Raw genomic sequence first — 14,073 nt, 5'->3', positions numbered from 1 at the left:
GATCAGCTTTGCCGGGCAACTGGGAATGGCGTGATGCGCCCAGCCTTATCAATACGGTTACCCAGTCGCTCCCTCTATGAGCTCTAACTGACATATTTTGGAATTCGCCGCGTAGCCGATTTCCTAAAGTGAAAAATAGCCGGCAAATTCGCCCGGTAAAATCACGACATCTCAGCTGAGCGTTACTAGGTGGCTGAGGCATTAAACAAAAAAAAGCCCCATGACCAAATAGGCCACGGGGCTAAAAATTGGCTGGATGCGACCAACCAAAGGAGCTCTTTACGTTACTGGGCAGTCGCCACGACGGTGTCCGGCTTCCAGCCACCCCCCAGCGCCTTGTAGATCGCCACAATCCCGCGATACAGGTCCACTTCGGCCTGGGCCTGGGAATCTTCGGCGGCCAGACGCTCACGTTGCGCGTCGAGCAGGACGAGGAAGTCCACGGTGCCTTCGCGGTAGCGGATCGCGGCGAGGTCGGCGGCGGCGCGGCTGGATTCGCTTTGGCGGATCAGCGAGACCAGGCGTTGCTGACGCTTGCCGTAATCGCTGAAGGCATTTTCGGACTCTTCCAGCGCCAGCAGTACTTGCTGCTCGTAGGTCGCCAGGGCGCCATCGGCTTCGGCGTCTGCACCCCGCAGACGGGCGCGTACGCTGCCCAGGTCGAAGGCGGCCCAGGTGATGCTCGGGCCCAGGGCCCAGGCATTCGCGGCGGATGAGCCGATCTGCGAACCGCGCCCGGCGGTGAAGCCGAGGAACCCGCTGAGGCTGACCCGTGGGAACAGGTCGGCCTTGGCCACGCCGATACGCGCGGTGGCGGCGGCCAGTTTGCGTTCGGCGCTGAGGATGTCCGGGCGCCGTTGCAGCAGTTGCCCCGGGTCGCCGATCGGCAACGCCTTGGCAATCGCCGGCAGGTCTTTCGGGCTCAGGTCCACGCTCAGCTTGTCGGGACGCTGGCCGAGGAGGGTGGCGATGCGGTTACGCTCACGCACCTGTTCGGCCTGCAGTTGCGGCACGCTGGCTTCCACTGCGGCGAGGCGTGCGTCGGCGCGCTCCACGTCGAGTTGGTCACCCACGCCGGCATCCCGCAGGCTGACGGTGATGGTGCGTGAGTCCTGCTGGTTCTTCAGGTTGTCGAGGGCGATGCGTTCACGCAGTTGCGCGCCGCGCAGTTGACCGTAGGCGTCCACCAGTTCGGCAATCAGGGTGACTTGCAGTTGGTACAGGTCGGCCTCGGCGGCTTGCTGGTCGGCATCGGTGGCTTCCAGGTTGCGCTGGATGCGCCCGAACAGGTCCAGTTCCCAGGCCATGTCCAGGCCCAGGTCGTACCGCTCGGTCTTGACCCGGTTGGTGGTCTGGCCGGGGATCTGGCCCTTGCCCTGGTCGCTGCTGACGCGGCTGGTAATCGTCGGCATGGCGTCATTGCTGGCGTCATCGCGGATTGCACGGGCAGCACGCAGACGGGCAAACGCCACGCGCAGATCACGGTTACCTTGCAGCGATTGCGTGACCAGCTGGTTGAGGGTCGGGTCGTCGAACTGCTGCCACCAGATGCCTTCGAACTTGGCGTGGTCATACTGCTTGGCGTCCGCGGCGGCGGTGATGTTCGCCGCCTCCGGGGTCTGGGTCTTGTAGTCCGGGCCCACGGCACAGGCGCTCAGCGCCAGGACCAGCAAGCTCGGCAGGAATACTTTCACACTCATTGCTGTGTCTCCAGCTTCAAGGCCTTGGCCGCTTTGCGCGCTTCGCTGCGCTCCACATAGCGACGGATCAGTACGTAGAACACTGGTGTCAGCAACAGACCGAAGAAGGTCACCCCGATCATCCCGGAGAACACCGCCACGCCCATGGCATGACGCATCTCGGCACCGGCGCCGCTGGACAACACCAGTGGCACCACACCCATGATGAAGGCGAACGAGGTCATCAGGATCGGCCGCAGACGCAGGCGGCAGGCTTCCAGTACCGCAGCGAGCGGGTCGAGGCCTTCCTGCTGTTTGTCCTTGGCGAACTCGACGATCAGAATCGCGTTCTTGCACGCCAGGCCCACCAGTACGATCAGGCCGATCTGGGTGAAGATGTTGTTGTCGCTACCCGAGATGATTACCCCGGTAATGGCCGACAGCAGCGTCATCGGGACGATCAGGATCACCGCCAGCGGCAGGCTCCAGCTTTCGTATTGGGCGGCCAGGACCAGGAACGCCAGCAGTACGCAGAGCGGGAACACGAACAGCGCGGTGTTGCCCGAGAGGATTTGCTGATAGGTCAGGTCGGTCCACTCGTAAGTCATGCCGTTGGGCAGTTCATCCTTCAACAGTTTTTCAATCGCCGCCTGGGCCTGGCCGGAGCTGTAGCCCGGTGCCGCGTTGCCGTTGATTTCAGCGGTGATAAAGCCGTTGTAGTGCATCACGCGGTCCGGCCCCGAGGTGTCGCTGACCTTGATAAAGGTCGCCAGCGGGATCATCTCGCCCTTGTTGTTGCGTACTTTCAGCTGGCCGATCTGGTCGGCGTCCTGGCGGAACTGTTGTTCAGCCTGCACGTTGACCTGGTAGGTACGCCCGAAGCGGTTGAAGTCGTTGGCATACAAGGAACCCAGGTAGACCTGCAGGGTGTCGAAGATGTCGCTGATCGCCACGCCGTGGGTCTTGGCCTTTTCGCGGTCGATGGCGGCATCGACTTGGGGCACGTTGACCGTGTAGCTGGTGAACAGGCCGAACAACTCGGGCACGCCACGGCTCTTGGTGATGACGTTCTGCACTTCTTTGTACAGCTCGTCATAGCCGAGGTTGCCACGGTCTTCGATCTGCAGGCGGAACCCGCCGATGGTGCCCAGGCCCTGTACCGGCGGCGGTGGGAAGATCGCCATGTAGGCTTCTTCGATGTTGGCGTATTGGCCGTTCAGCGCACCGGCAATCGCACCGGCGGACATGCTCGGGTCTTTACGCTCATCGAACGGCTTCAAGGTCACGAACACGATGCCGCTGTTCGGGCTGTTGGTGAACCCGTTGATCGACAGGCCAGGGAACGCAATCGCAGCTTCCACACCGGGCTGCTTCAGGGCGATCTCCGACATGCGCTTCATCACGTTTTCGGTGCGGTCCAGGCTCGCAGCATCGGGCAGTTGGGCGAAGGCCACCAGATATTGCTTGTCCTGGGCCGGTACGAAACCGGTCGGGGTGTGGGCAAACCCGAAGAAGGTCAGCACCATCAGGCCGGCGTACACGAACAGGGCAATGCCCGTGCCGCGAATCACCCGGCGTACGGTACCCACGTAGCCATGGCTAGACTTTTCGAAAAAGCGGTTGAAGGGACGGAACAGCCAGCCACCGAGGAGCTTGTCGAGGACCTTCGAGAAACGATCCTTCGGTGCATCGTGACCGCGCAGCAACACGGCGGCCAGGGCAGGGGACAGGGTCAGCGAGTTAAACGCCGAGATCACCGTCGAGATCGCAATGGTCAAGGCGAACTGTTTGTAGAACTGCCCGGTCAAGCCACTGATAAACGCCGCTGGAATGAACACCGCACACAGCACCAGCGCCGTGGCGATGATCGGGCCGGTCACTTCGTTCATGGCTTTTTCAGTTGCCGGGAATGGCTCCAGGCCCAGCTCGATATTACGTTCGACGTTCTCCACCACCACGATGGCGTCGTCCACCACGATACCGATGGCCAGTACCAATCCGAACAGCGACAGCGCGTTGAGCGAGAACCCGAACAGGTGCATCACCGCAAAGGTCCCGATCAACGAGACCGGCACCGCCACCAACGGAATGATCGAGGCGCGCCAGGTCTGCAGGAACAGGATCACCACCAGCACCACAAGGATCAGCGCTTCGAACAGGGTGTGCACCACCGCTTCGATGGAACCGCGCACAAAGATCGTCGGGTCATAGGCGATGCGGTAATCCATGCCGGCCGGGAAGCTCTTTTTCAGCTCGGCCATCTTGGCGCGCACATCGTTGGAGATGTCGATGGCATTGGAGCCGGGGCGTTGGAAAATCGGAATTGCGACGGCCGGCTGGTTATCGATCAGCGAGCGCAGCGCGTATTGGCTCGACCCCAACTCGACCCGGGCGATGTCCCTGAGGCGCGTGATTTCACCGTTGGCGCCGGCGCGGATCACAATGTTCTCGAACTCTTCCTCGGTGACCAGGCGGCCCTGGGTGTTCACCGACAACTGGAAGCTGGTGTCCGACGGTGCAGGCTGGGCGCCCAGGGCACCGGCTGCCACCTGGCGGTTCTGCTCGCGGATCGCGGTGACCACATCGGTCGCAGTCAGGTTGCGCGAGGCGGTCTTGTTCGGATCCAGCCAGACACGCAGGGAGTAGTCGCCCATGCCGAACAACTGCACGTCGCCGACGCCGCCCAGGCGGGCCAGTTCATCCTTGATATTGAGGATCGCGTAGTTGGACAGGTACAGCATGTCGTAGCGCTGATCCGGGGAGGTCAAGTGCACCACCATGGTCAGGTCGGGGGAGGCCTTGTCCACGGTGATACCGATGCGCGTCACTTCCTCAGGCAGTTTTGGCTGAGTCCGTGTCACCCGGTTTTGCACCTGCACCTGCGCATTGTCCAGGTCGGTGCCCAGGGCGAAGGTGATGGTCAGGGTCAGCTTGCCGTCGGCCGTCGATTGCGAGGACATGTACAGCATGCCCTCGACGCCGGTGATGGCTTGCTCCAGCGGCGCGGCCACGGTTTCACCGATGACCTTGGGGTTGGCGCCCGGGAAGTTGGCGCGTACCACCACGGTCGGCGGCACGACTTCCGGGTATTCGCTGATCGGCAATTGGAACAGCGAGATCGCACCGGCGATCAGGATCAGCAGCGACAGCACCGCTGCGAAGATCGGCCGTGAAATGAAGAACTTGGAAAAATTCATCTTGAGTCGTATCCCTTAACCGCGTGGAGACGCAACGGCTGCGAGCTTGGGCGCGGTTTTTTCCGGCGCCACTTGCTCCAGGTTGCTGGCTTCAAGCGCTTGTCGTTGTTGGGCCAAGGCGGCGAGGGTTTCCTTGCTGGCCATCGGAATGGTTTCCGGGGCGACCGGCGAGCCGGGGCGCGCGCGTTGCAGGCCCTTGACGATAATGGTGTCGTCCTTGTTCAGGCCGCTGCGCACGATGCGCAGGCCTTCGATCTTCGGCCCCAGTTCCACCGCGCGATACGCCGGCTTGTCGCCTTCCATCACCAGCACGAACTTCTTGCCCAGGTCGGTGCCGACGGCCTCGTCGTTGATCAGCACGGCGGAGTAGGTGCCGCTGCCGACCAGCTTCAGGCGCGCATACAGGCCAGGGGTGTATTCGCCCTTGCTGTTATCGAACACGGCGCGCCCACGGATGGTGCCGGTGGCCGGGTTGACCTGGTTGTCGACGAAGTTCATCTGGCCGAGGTGCGGGTTACCGGTTTCATTCGACAGGCCCAGGTACACCGGGGTGGTGGCACCACGGCGGCCTTGGCGAGCCAGCTCGGTGTACTTGAGGTACACACGTTCATCGGCGTCGAAGTAGGCGTAGACCTTGTCGGTGGAGACCACGCTGGTCAGCGCGGTGACGTCGGCGGTCACCAGGTTGCCGGCGGTGATTTCGGCACGGCTGACGCGGCCGCTGATCGGCGAAGTCACGCGGGTGAAGCTCAGGTTCAGCTTGGCCAGGTCCAACTGCGCCTGGATCCCGGCGACGGCGGCGCGAGCTTCCTGGGCGGCGGTGGTGCGCGAGTCGGCCAGTTCGGCGGAGATCGCATTGCTCTGGCGCAGGCGTTCGCCGCGCTGGGCTTCGTTGTCGCTGCGGGTGGCGGCGGCTTTGGTTTGAGCCAGTTGGGCTTCCAGGCGGCGCACTTCGGCCTGGAACGGACGCGGGTCGATCTGGAACAGCAGGTCGCCTTTCTTGACCAAGGCGCCTTCGGTGAAAGCGACTTGGTCAATCTGGCCAGACACCCGTGGACGAATCTGTACGGTTTCGGGCGCTTCCAGGCGACCGGTGAATTCATCCCACTCGTTGACCGGCTGCTCAAGCACCTTGGCCACGCTGACTTTTGCCGGTGGCATGGCGGCCGCTTGGTCCGGGGTCTTGCCGCACGCGCTCATCACCACCACGGCCAGGATCGCCAGGGGGAAGCGCAAATGTTTGAGTGACTGTTCCATGAGGTGCATCCGCCAATGTATTTGAGATGGGCGGATCATGCGCGGCGAGGCGGTATGTCACGAATCGAATGAAACAAAGGTAACTATCATTCGGAATGATATAAGCGCGGGGTTAGCCCTCTAGCATGGGGGGTTCGTTAGGGGGCTATCAATGGGCGTGATGACAAAGGACTGTTGTCGAGGGTGCAAGGAACTATTTCAACAGCGGTTTGCAGGGGGCGACGAAGGCCAGGATGGGTAAAAAAACGCCCGGTTCACCTGAGCCGGGCGCCAATCTCCAGGGTGCGTCAGGCGGTACCGAACCCCACCTGCACCGTCAGCGCCCCCTGGTTATCCCCCAAACCAATGCCATAACGCCCCTCCAGATCATCATTGATACACAGCTGCAATTCCCCGGTCTGCCCCGCCGGAATCTCCGCCAGGTCACCCACCAGAAACGGTGTCCCGCTGCTGCTCACCCGGCCAATCAGCGCCCCCTCATTGGCGCCCGGCAAGGTGTAGCCCGCCTTGGCGATCAACCCCGGGCTGCCGTTGCCATCGACCATGCCGCCCACCGGGCTGGCCAGCCACTTGCCGCTGACATACCGCACCCGGCGCGGGCTCGGGCCGCTGATCTGCACGCCGGTGCCTTGCCATGGCTGGTTGGCCTGCACCTGTAGCGTCGCGGCCTTAAGCTCGTTGCACAGGGTGTCGCCGGCCTGGATCGACAGCGCGGCGATGGTCAGGCTGGGGTTGGAGGTGCCGGTGGTGGGGAACACGCCGTCACCCACCAGGAACAGGTTGTTGTGGTCCCAACTGCGTTGGCTCTTGTCCACCACCGAGGTCTTGGGGTCGTCCCCCATGCGGTAGGTGCCCATCAAATGCCCGGCACCCTGGAACGAATAGGATTGCCCTTGGTAGGTGAACACCCCGGGCGGGATGTCGGCAGTCAGTTCGGTAGCCCCGAGCAGTTCGGTGATGACATGGCTGGCCAGGATCCGCGCCTGTTTGAAACCTTCCTTGGTGTAGTCGGACAGGTCGTAGTGGATTTCCGGGCGCGGGATGCCCAGGCGGTCCTTGTATTGGCTGGAAGGCACGATATAGCAGTTGGCGTTATTGGGATCTTCCTCCACTTGCTCCACCAGGAAACCTATCCGAAATTGCCGTGTGAGCAGGTTGTTCAGCTGTTGCACCAGCGCCGTGCCGAACAGCACCTGGGGCGCGCCCGTGGCGTTTGGCAGCGGGTTGGTGTGGCTGACGTTGGTGCCATCGATCAGGTCGGCGACGGTGGTGTAGGGATCGCCGATCGGCCAGTTGAAGCCCTCGTTGCCGATCTCGATCCGCCAGGCCGCGCGCTGGCTGCGGAAGGCGCCGTCGCGCAGGCTTTCGATGCCGGAGGTGGACACCGGGCCGCGATACGGGAACACCGTCTTGCCTTCGGGCATCAGGCCCCAGGCCAGGTAGATCGGGTGGTCCGCCAGGCTGCGCCCGACCTGGCCGCTGCTGTTGGCCACGCCGTTGGGCCAGGCGCTGCTGGTGGAATTGAGCAGCAACTTGGGCGTCTCGATGGCATGGGCGGCGATCACATAACGTTGCCCCACGGCCACGCCGGTGCCGGTCGGTGGTCCATCGCCGAGTTGGTACTGGATGAACTCGATACCGCTGATGCTGTTGTCCGCCGCCACGGTGACCTTGCTCGCCACGGTCTTGTACAGCACCCGCACATTGCCGGTGTTGAGCGCGTTGTTCATGGTCACCGTGGCATCGTACTTGGCCTGGATCGGGCAGATCGGCGTGCAGTTGGTGTTACCCGCGCACACTCGTCGCCCGGCATACGGCTGCGAGTTGCGCCCGGCCGGCGTCGGGCTGACCACCAGGGGCAGGCCCTCGAACGACTGGCCCTGCACCGCGCTGACGAAGCTGCCATCGACCAGCGACAGCGGGATACTGGTCATCGGGTATTCATAGTTGGCCGGGAAGGTAATGCCCAGGTACGCCTGGTCGGCCACATTCGCGGCCACACCGATTTCCGCCTCGGCACGGCAATAGGCGCTTTGCAGGTCGTTGTAGCTGATCGGCCAGTCCACCCCTACGCCATACAGCGTCTTCATCTTGAAGTCATTCGGCAACATACGCAGGCAGGTGGCGACCCAATGCCAGGTGGTGCCGCCGCCCACGCGCTCGTAGGTACTGGTGAACGGCAGCGGGCCTTTTTGCACCAGATAGCTGATGTCGGGGTTGTTCCAGCCGTTGATCAGGTCGGCGATGGTCGCGCGCGGTGCGTTCTGTTCGGCGGGGTTGCGCGCCGGGCTCAGGGTGCTCACCGGCGGGTAGGGTGATTCGGGGGTCTTCAACGTCGCGGTATAGAAACGCTCCAGGTACTGGTTACGATTGGGCGGGATCTCCGGCCCCGATTCCAGCACCAGCACTTGCACTCCGGCCAGGCCCAATTGATAGGCAATGAGGCTGCCCGCAAGGCCCGCACCGACAATCACCACATCTGCTTGTTCGCTACTCATGACGATGCTCCTGGCTGCGTGCTGGCGTTAACCCCGGTGAAGTCTTCCAGGCTGGGCGGCGGGCTGTTCCAGTAGCCGAAGAAGAACTCGCTGTAGCCCATGGGGTGGGCCTGGGCAATACTCCACGCCCAGCTCTGGGTGTAGGCCTCGTCACTCACCACGGTTTGCTCGTCGACCGGGAAGGCACCCTGGGTATACGGCTGGTACCACACGCCCAGCAGCCAGAGCTTCATGATCGCGCGTGCCACCTGGGCGGTTTGCGTCGGTGCCGGTTGGCCGTTCTGCATCAGGATCGCTGTGCCGATTTGCTGCGGTGTCGCCTGCTCGGCCGCCAGCGTGGCGTACTGGGCCAGCAGGGCGCTGAGCACGCTTTGGCCGACACGCGGGCCGATGAAGTTGAGAAAGGTGCTGGGCAGGCCGATGGGATCCACGGAGGGCGCCAGCAGTTCCTGATCGATGCCGGTGAGCACCACGCTCAGGCCGGTGAAATTGTCCAGGTCGGTACTCATGGCTGACTCCTTGTCACACCGGTGGATTGGGCGCGCTCGAGCAGGTAGGTGAAGTCCGCGAAGCTGGTGCGCGGCGACTGGGTCACGTGGGTGGCGGCATTGCCGTGACAGGCGATGCAACTGGACGACGCCTGGGGCACGGTGCCCTGGATATAGGTCTCCAGCGTGGCATTGGCGAGGAACGACGGCGCCGGGTTGCCCAGCGGCCGGGTTGCGGAGATCTGGCACGGCGGCTGGCCGCTGAGCGTCGGCCACTGGGTGCTGATCAGCTGGTAGTTGGCCCATACGCTGTTGGGATTCACTGTGCGCAGCAGGGTCTGGTAGGTGGTGTTGAGGGCCTTGGTTTCATCCGTCAACGGTATCTCGCGCACGATCTGCGAGGGCGTGGCCTTCACCGCCGGGTTCCATGGCCGGGGCGGCGGCTGGTTGACCTCGGCCTGGCTGCTGGCGTTGTAGAACAGGTACGGGCCTTTGCGCTCGGCGGGCGGCGTGGTCTTTTCCGGCACATTGTCGACGTGCTCGAAGGTCGACCACACCCACTGCGGCGCGCTGGTAGTCTTGTGCACGATATGCAGGCCCACCAGCCCGACCGGCTCGGCCACGCAGGACTCGGCCACCACCGGCCCCTTGCTCGGGTTGCTGTTGCCCGGCGTATACACCAGGGCATCGACACTGTGGAAGCTGGCGGGATTGTCGTTGCCGTCCAACACCTTCCACGCGGCCTTGACCATCAGCGAACCCACCTCACTGGTGCTCGGGTTACCGCAACTGAACGCCACCGCATTGGTCGGGCTGGCGGCAAAAAACGCCTGTTGGCCCTGGATGCTGTAGAGGCCGTTGTTGACGATGCCGTCGAACATGGCTTGGTTGACCACGATTTCATTGCGCGTGTACACGCCGCTCTGGTCCACCAGGGGGCCGCTTTCAAACGGCTGGATAAACTCGTCGAGCACATCCGGAACCTTGCCCATCTGTTGCAGCAAGCGCCCGGAACCCTTGCCTTCACAGGCTTTCGGCACGCTGGCGGGCGCATGAAAAGGCAGCGGCTTCTGCCCTTGGGCCAGGAATATCTGATAGCTCTCCTTATAGCTTTCCCACACGGTGGCCGCGTCCTGCTGGCCGATCTGTACAGCGCTGTTGGGTTGACCCGTGTCCAGGGCCGGCCAGTTCAGCGCGATGAACGTCTGCCACGACATTTCATCGAAGTTGGCTTGCAGGCTGGACAGGGAAAAGGGCGGGGTCGCCGTGACATCGAAGGGTATTTGCGTAGACAACGTGGGGGCCGCGACGACCAGGGGGCTCAGCAACGCGCCAAACAGCGCACAGCCGAACCCGGGCCGGGGGCGATGGGTTTCCATTCTCATCGGTATCTCCTAGGCATCAGGCGCCGGGAGACAGTGGGTCCGTCATGGACTCTTCAATGCGCCTCCTGGCACGGGCTAGAGCGTAGATAAGGTTGGCGGCGCAGGTGTATGGGCGGCTAGATTTGTTCGTAATAAAAACAATCGCCAAGAGGCGGTTCAGGCGCGCCCTGTTCGAATGTAAGTGCGAAACACATGGTCCCACAGCGGTGAAGACACCCCGAAGTTCTTCTCGATGCCTTTGCGATGATGCAGGTCGTGATTGGCCACCAGCCCCGGAATAAATCCATAGGCCCAATGCTGCGGGCGGTGCATCACGTAATGCAGCGAGATGTAGACGAAATAGCCCGCTACGGCGCCGATAAAGGCCGAGGCGAGGCCGGTGGACCAGGCGAGCAGCAACAGCACGGCGAAGGTCGAGCTGGTTTTCCAGCTGGACACGCCGATGTAGGCCAGCACGTCGATGTGGTGGGTCCAATGCTCGCGGCGATACAGCGAGTGGAACAGGAAACGGTGCGCCGAATATTCCACCAAGGTCCAGGCCAGCAGGCCCGACAGTGCCAGCCAAGGCTCAAAGGGCGCCAGATAGAGGGCTGCCACCACGAACAGCGGAACGGTGAAGAAATCGAGGTAATAAGCAACCGATGACATCAGCCATTTATTGGAAGCAGCCATGCGCGGAATATCCCTGTAGGGCGAAATGGACGGGCGCAGGATTGTCCGGTGTCGGGCCGCCGTATACAACTGCCCGGCGCTGGCTACGTGGTGGATTTGTGAGCCAATCGCCCTAGCAGCGTCGAATAGCCGTTGATCCGCTGCGCTGCAACAACTCAATCCGGTCCGCCGGCACCAGCGTACGCAAGGTCTTGTACAGCACCCGGGTTTCCAGCAGGTTCCATACCCGCAGCATGGTTTCCAGCGCGTCCAGGGGTTTGCTGATGAAGTCCCGGGCGCCCAGGGCCAGGGCACGCAGGCGCGTGTCGCGGGTGGCGTCGGCGGTGAGCACCAGGATCGGCAGGTATTCACCCTGGGGGATGCGCCGGTTGAGTTGCTCCAGCACGGCAAAGCCGTCGAATTCCGGCATGTGCAGGTCGAGGATCACCAGGTCCGGCTCGAAGCTGTTGAACAACTCCAGGGTGCGCAGTGGCTGGGTGCTGCTCAGCACGTTGGTCAGCCCTTCGCGCGCCAGCAGTTGCTCCACCAGGTGAAGGTTCGGGCGTTGGTCGTCGATGATCAGGATACGCAGGTCGAGGTTCACGCGGGCTCCGGAAAGGCTTGGTCGAGGTGGGCGAGAAACGCCGGCACGTTGATCGGTTTGTTCAATACCGCGGTGGCGCCGGCCTCCTGCAAGGCCTGGCGGGTAAGGTCGCTGGCGTCGGCGGTGATCATCAGCACCGGTGTGTCGCGGGTGATCGGTGACTGACGCAGGCGTTGCAGCACCTTCAAGCCATTGATGTCCGGCAGCGACACATCCAGCAGAATCAGCTGTGGCGCATGCTGCGCGGCGAGGTCCAGGCCCAGTTGGCCTTGCATGCTCGACAGCAGGCGTATGCCGGGCCGACGTTGCAGCAGGGTTTCGATCAGCGCCAGGCTGGAGAGGTTGTCTTCGATGTACAACACCTTGCCCTCGAAGGTGCTGACGACGGGGGCAGGGCGCTTCAATTCGGTGTCGATGCCGGGCGTGGCGATGCTCTGGGCGTGGGCCACGCGCACGAAGGGCAGTTCCAGGGTGAAGCGCGAACCGACGCCAGGCTGGCTCTGCACCTTGAGTCGGCCGTCCATGTTCTCCAGCAGGCTTTTACTCAGTGCCAGGCCCAGGCCGCTGCCTTCCACATTCGGGTCGGCCCCCAGGCGTTCGAAAGGCTTGAACAGTTGCCCCATATGATCGGCTGCGATGCCGTTGCCGGTATCGCACACAGCCACGCTGACTCGTTGTCCACGGATATCGACCTCAAGGCTCACCTGACCATCGCGCCGGTTGTATTTGATCGCATTGGACAGCAGGTTCAGCAGCACCTGGGTCAGGCGCTGGCGGTCGGCAACGATGCCCGTATCCGCCGCCAGTGCCGGCAGCGGCCGCAACTGCACGCCTGCGTCGGCGGCCATGGGCGACACCAGCGTCAGCGCCTCTTGCAAGGTGCCCGCCAGCGGGATCGGCACGATATTCAACGCCAGGCTTCCGGCCTCGATCTTGGCGATGTCCAACACCTCGTTGATCAGCGTGAGCAGGTGCTGGCCGGCGCGCAGAATGTGACCCACATCGGCCTTTTGCGCCTTGGGCGCGTCCATGTCCAGCAGTTGCGCAAAGCCCAGGATCGAGTTGAGCGGGGTCCGCAGTTCGTGGCTCATGCGCGACAGGAATTGGCTTTTGGCGCGGCTGGCGCGTTCGGCTTCCTCTCGGGCGGTGCGCAGGGCGATCTCCGCCGCGCGGCGGTCGGTGATGTCGCGGGTGATCTTGGAAAAACCGCGCAGGGCGCCGGTGCCGTCGTACTGCGCCGTGATCACCACGCTGGCCCAGAACCGCGTGCCGTCCTTGCGGCAGCGCCAGCCTTCTTCGGTGTAATCACCGTTGCGGGTGGCCTCGCGCAACGCCATGTCCGGGTGCTGCGGGCATTCCTGGGGCAGGTAGAACAGCGAGAAATGCTGGCCGATGATCTCCTGTTCGGTATAGCCCTTGATCCGCTCGGCGCCGTTGTTCCAGCTGGTGACATGGCCCGCCGTGTCGAGGGCGAAGATCCCGTAGTCCTTGACCCCATCGATGATCAGCCGCAAGCGTTCTTCGTTGTCGCGCAAGGCGCGCTCGCGCTCGGCCAGCAACAGTCCGGCCTCCACCAGGCTGGTGCCCAACTGGCCGATTTCGTCTTTTTCCGGCGGCTGTGGCAGCAGCGGCGAGCCCAGGGCCAGGCGCTGGGCATTGCGCTGCACATTCTGCACCCGGGCGACAATGCCCTTGGACAGAAACAGCACCGCGACAATCGCCCCGAACAACCCGCAGATCGCCGCCAACCACGTCGACAGCAACAAGCGCTGGCGGGTCTCGGACGCAGCGGCGCTGCGCTCGGCCAGCAACGACGCCTCAAGGGTGAGCATGGTGCTGATGTGTTGGCGTAGGGCGTCGAGGATGTGCTTGTTGCTGATCAGGATGGCACTGATGGACTCCGGTGTGGCGTCGCTGTCCTTGAGCATTTCCTCCAGCCCGTCGACCTTGCCGTCGATCAGCGGCTTGATCGCGCTGAGCTGCTCGCGCACCCGTGGATCGCGCACGTTGCGGTCCAGTCGGTGCAGGGCCGACTCGATCTGGGGCTTGGCGTTCAGGTAGCTGGGCAGGAAGTCTTCGCGGCGGGTGAGCAGGTAACCGCGCACACTGGCGGCGGCTTCCGCGAGCAGGGTATGCACGGCCTGGATATCGCCTTGCACGCGTAAAACCCGGCGCACATCCTCTTCGGCACGGGCGGTCTGGCGTTCCGTGGTGTAGATCAGCACCAGGGACAGCAACAGCACCACCAGTGGCAGTGAAATCACCACCAGCGCCTTGCCGCGCAGCGGCAGGTCGGCCCAACGCTTTCTCATTT

9 protein-coding genes are annotated in these 14,073 nt (G+C 63.2%); all 9 read right to left on the bottom strand.

What is annotated here, in order from left to right; translation table 11 throughout:
* Positions 1-284: 284 nt before the first annotated feature.
* Positions 285-1,700 (bottom strand): efflux transporter outer membrane subunit, encoded by a 1,416-nt coding sequence (locus J1N02_RS30815; RefSeq protein WP_421148226.1) that lies wholly within the window; start codon positions 1,698-1,700, stop codon positions 285-287.
* Positions 1,697-4,876, bottom strand: coding sequence for an efflux RND transporter permease subunit (locus J1N02_RS30810; protein ID WP_421148225.1), 3,180 nt, complete (start codon positions 4,874-4,876; stop codon positions 1,697-1,699). The genes J1N02_RS30815 and J1N02_RS30810 overlap by 4 nt, the downstream gene beginning before the upstream one ends.
* Positions 4,877-4,891: 15 nt before the next feature.
* A complete protein-coding gene (mexE, locus tag J1N02_RS30805; RefSeq protein ID WP_027605656.1) occupies positions 4,892-6,133 on the bottom strand; it encodes a multidrug efflux RND transporter periplasmic adaptor subunit MexE in 1,242 nt (413 codons plus the stop codon).
* Between the two features lie 287 nt (positions 6,134-6,420).
* On the bottom strand, positions 6,421-8,631 hold the full coding sequence (locus J1N02_RS30800) for a GMC family oxidoreductase (RefSeq protein ID WP_092359457.1): 2,211 nt from the start codon (positions 8,629-8,631) through the stop codon (positions 6,421-6,423).
* Positions 8,628-9,140, bottom strand: a complete 513-nt coding sequence (locus J1N02_RS30795) for a sorbitol dehydrogenase (RefSeq protein ID WP_027605658.1) — start codon at positions 9,138-9,140, stop codon at positions 8,628-8,630. The genes J1N02_RS30800 and J1N02_RS30795 overlap by 4 nt, the downstream gene beginning before the upstream one ends.
* The gene (locus J1N02_RS30790; RefSeq protein ID WP_421148224.1) at positions 9,137-10,504 is read right to left on the bottom strand and encodes a cytochrome C; all 1,368 of its coding nucleotides are present in this window, start codon (positions 10,502-10,504) and stop codon (positions 9,137-9,139) included. The genes J1N02_RS30795 and J1N02_RS30790 overlap by 4 nt, the downstream gene beginning before the upstream one ends.
* 156 nt (positions 10,505-10,660) lie before the next feature.
* The gene (locus J1N02_RS30785) at positions 10,661-11,176 is read right to left on the bottom strand and encodes a sterol desaturase family protein (RefSeq protein ID WP_098479627.1); all 516 of its coding nucleotides are present in this window, start codon (positions 11,174-11,176) and stop codon (positions 10,661-10,663) included.
* A gap of 112 nt (positions 11,177-11,288) precedes the next feature.
* Positions 11,289-11,759 (bottom strand): response regulator, encoded by a 471-nt coding sequence (locus tag J1N02_RS30780; protein WP_421148223.1) that lies wholly within the window; start codon positions 11,757-11,759, stop codon positions 11,289-11,291.
* Positions 11,756-14,071, bottom strand: coding sequence for an ATP-binding protein (locus tag J1N02_RS30775; RefSeq protein WP_419480695.1), 2,316 nt, complete (start codon positions 14,069-14,071; stop codon positions 11,756-11,758). The genes J1N02_RS30780 and J1N02_RS30775 overlap by 4 nt, the downstream gene beginning before the upstream one ends.
* Between the last annotated feature and the right edge of the window lie 2 nt (positions 14,072-14,073).

Source organism: Pseudomonas sp. NFX5 (genome assembly GCF_049132125.1).
Classification (GTDB): Bacteria; Pseudomonadota; Gammaproteobacteria; order Pseudomonadales; family Pseudomonadaceae; genus Aquipseudomonas; species Aquipseudomonas marginalis.
Note: the sequence above shows the minus strand (reverse complement) of the source record. Positions and strands in the feature narration are given on the sequence as shown.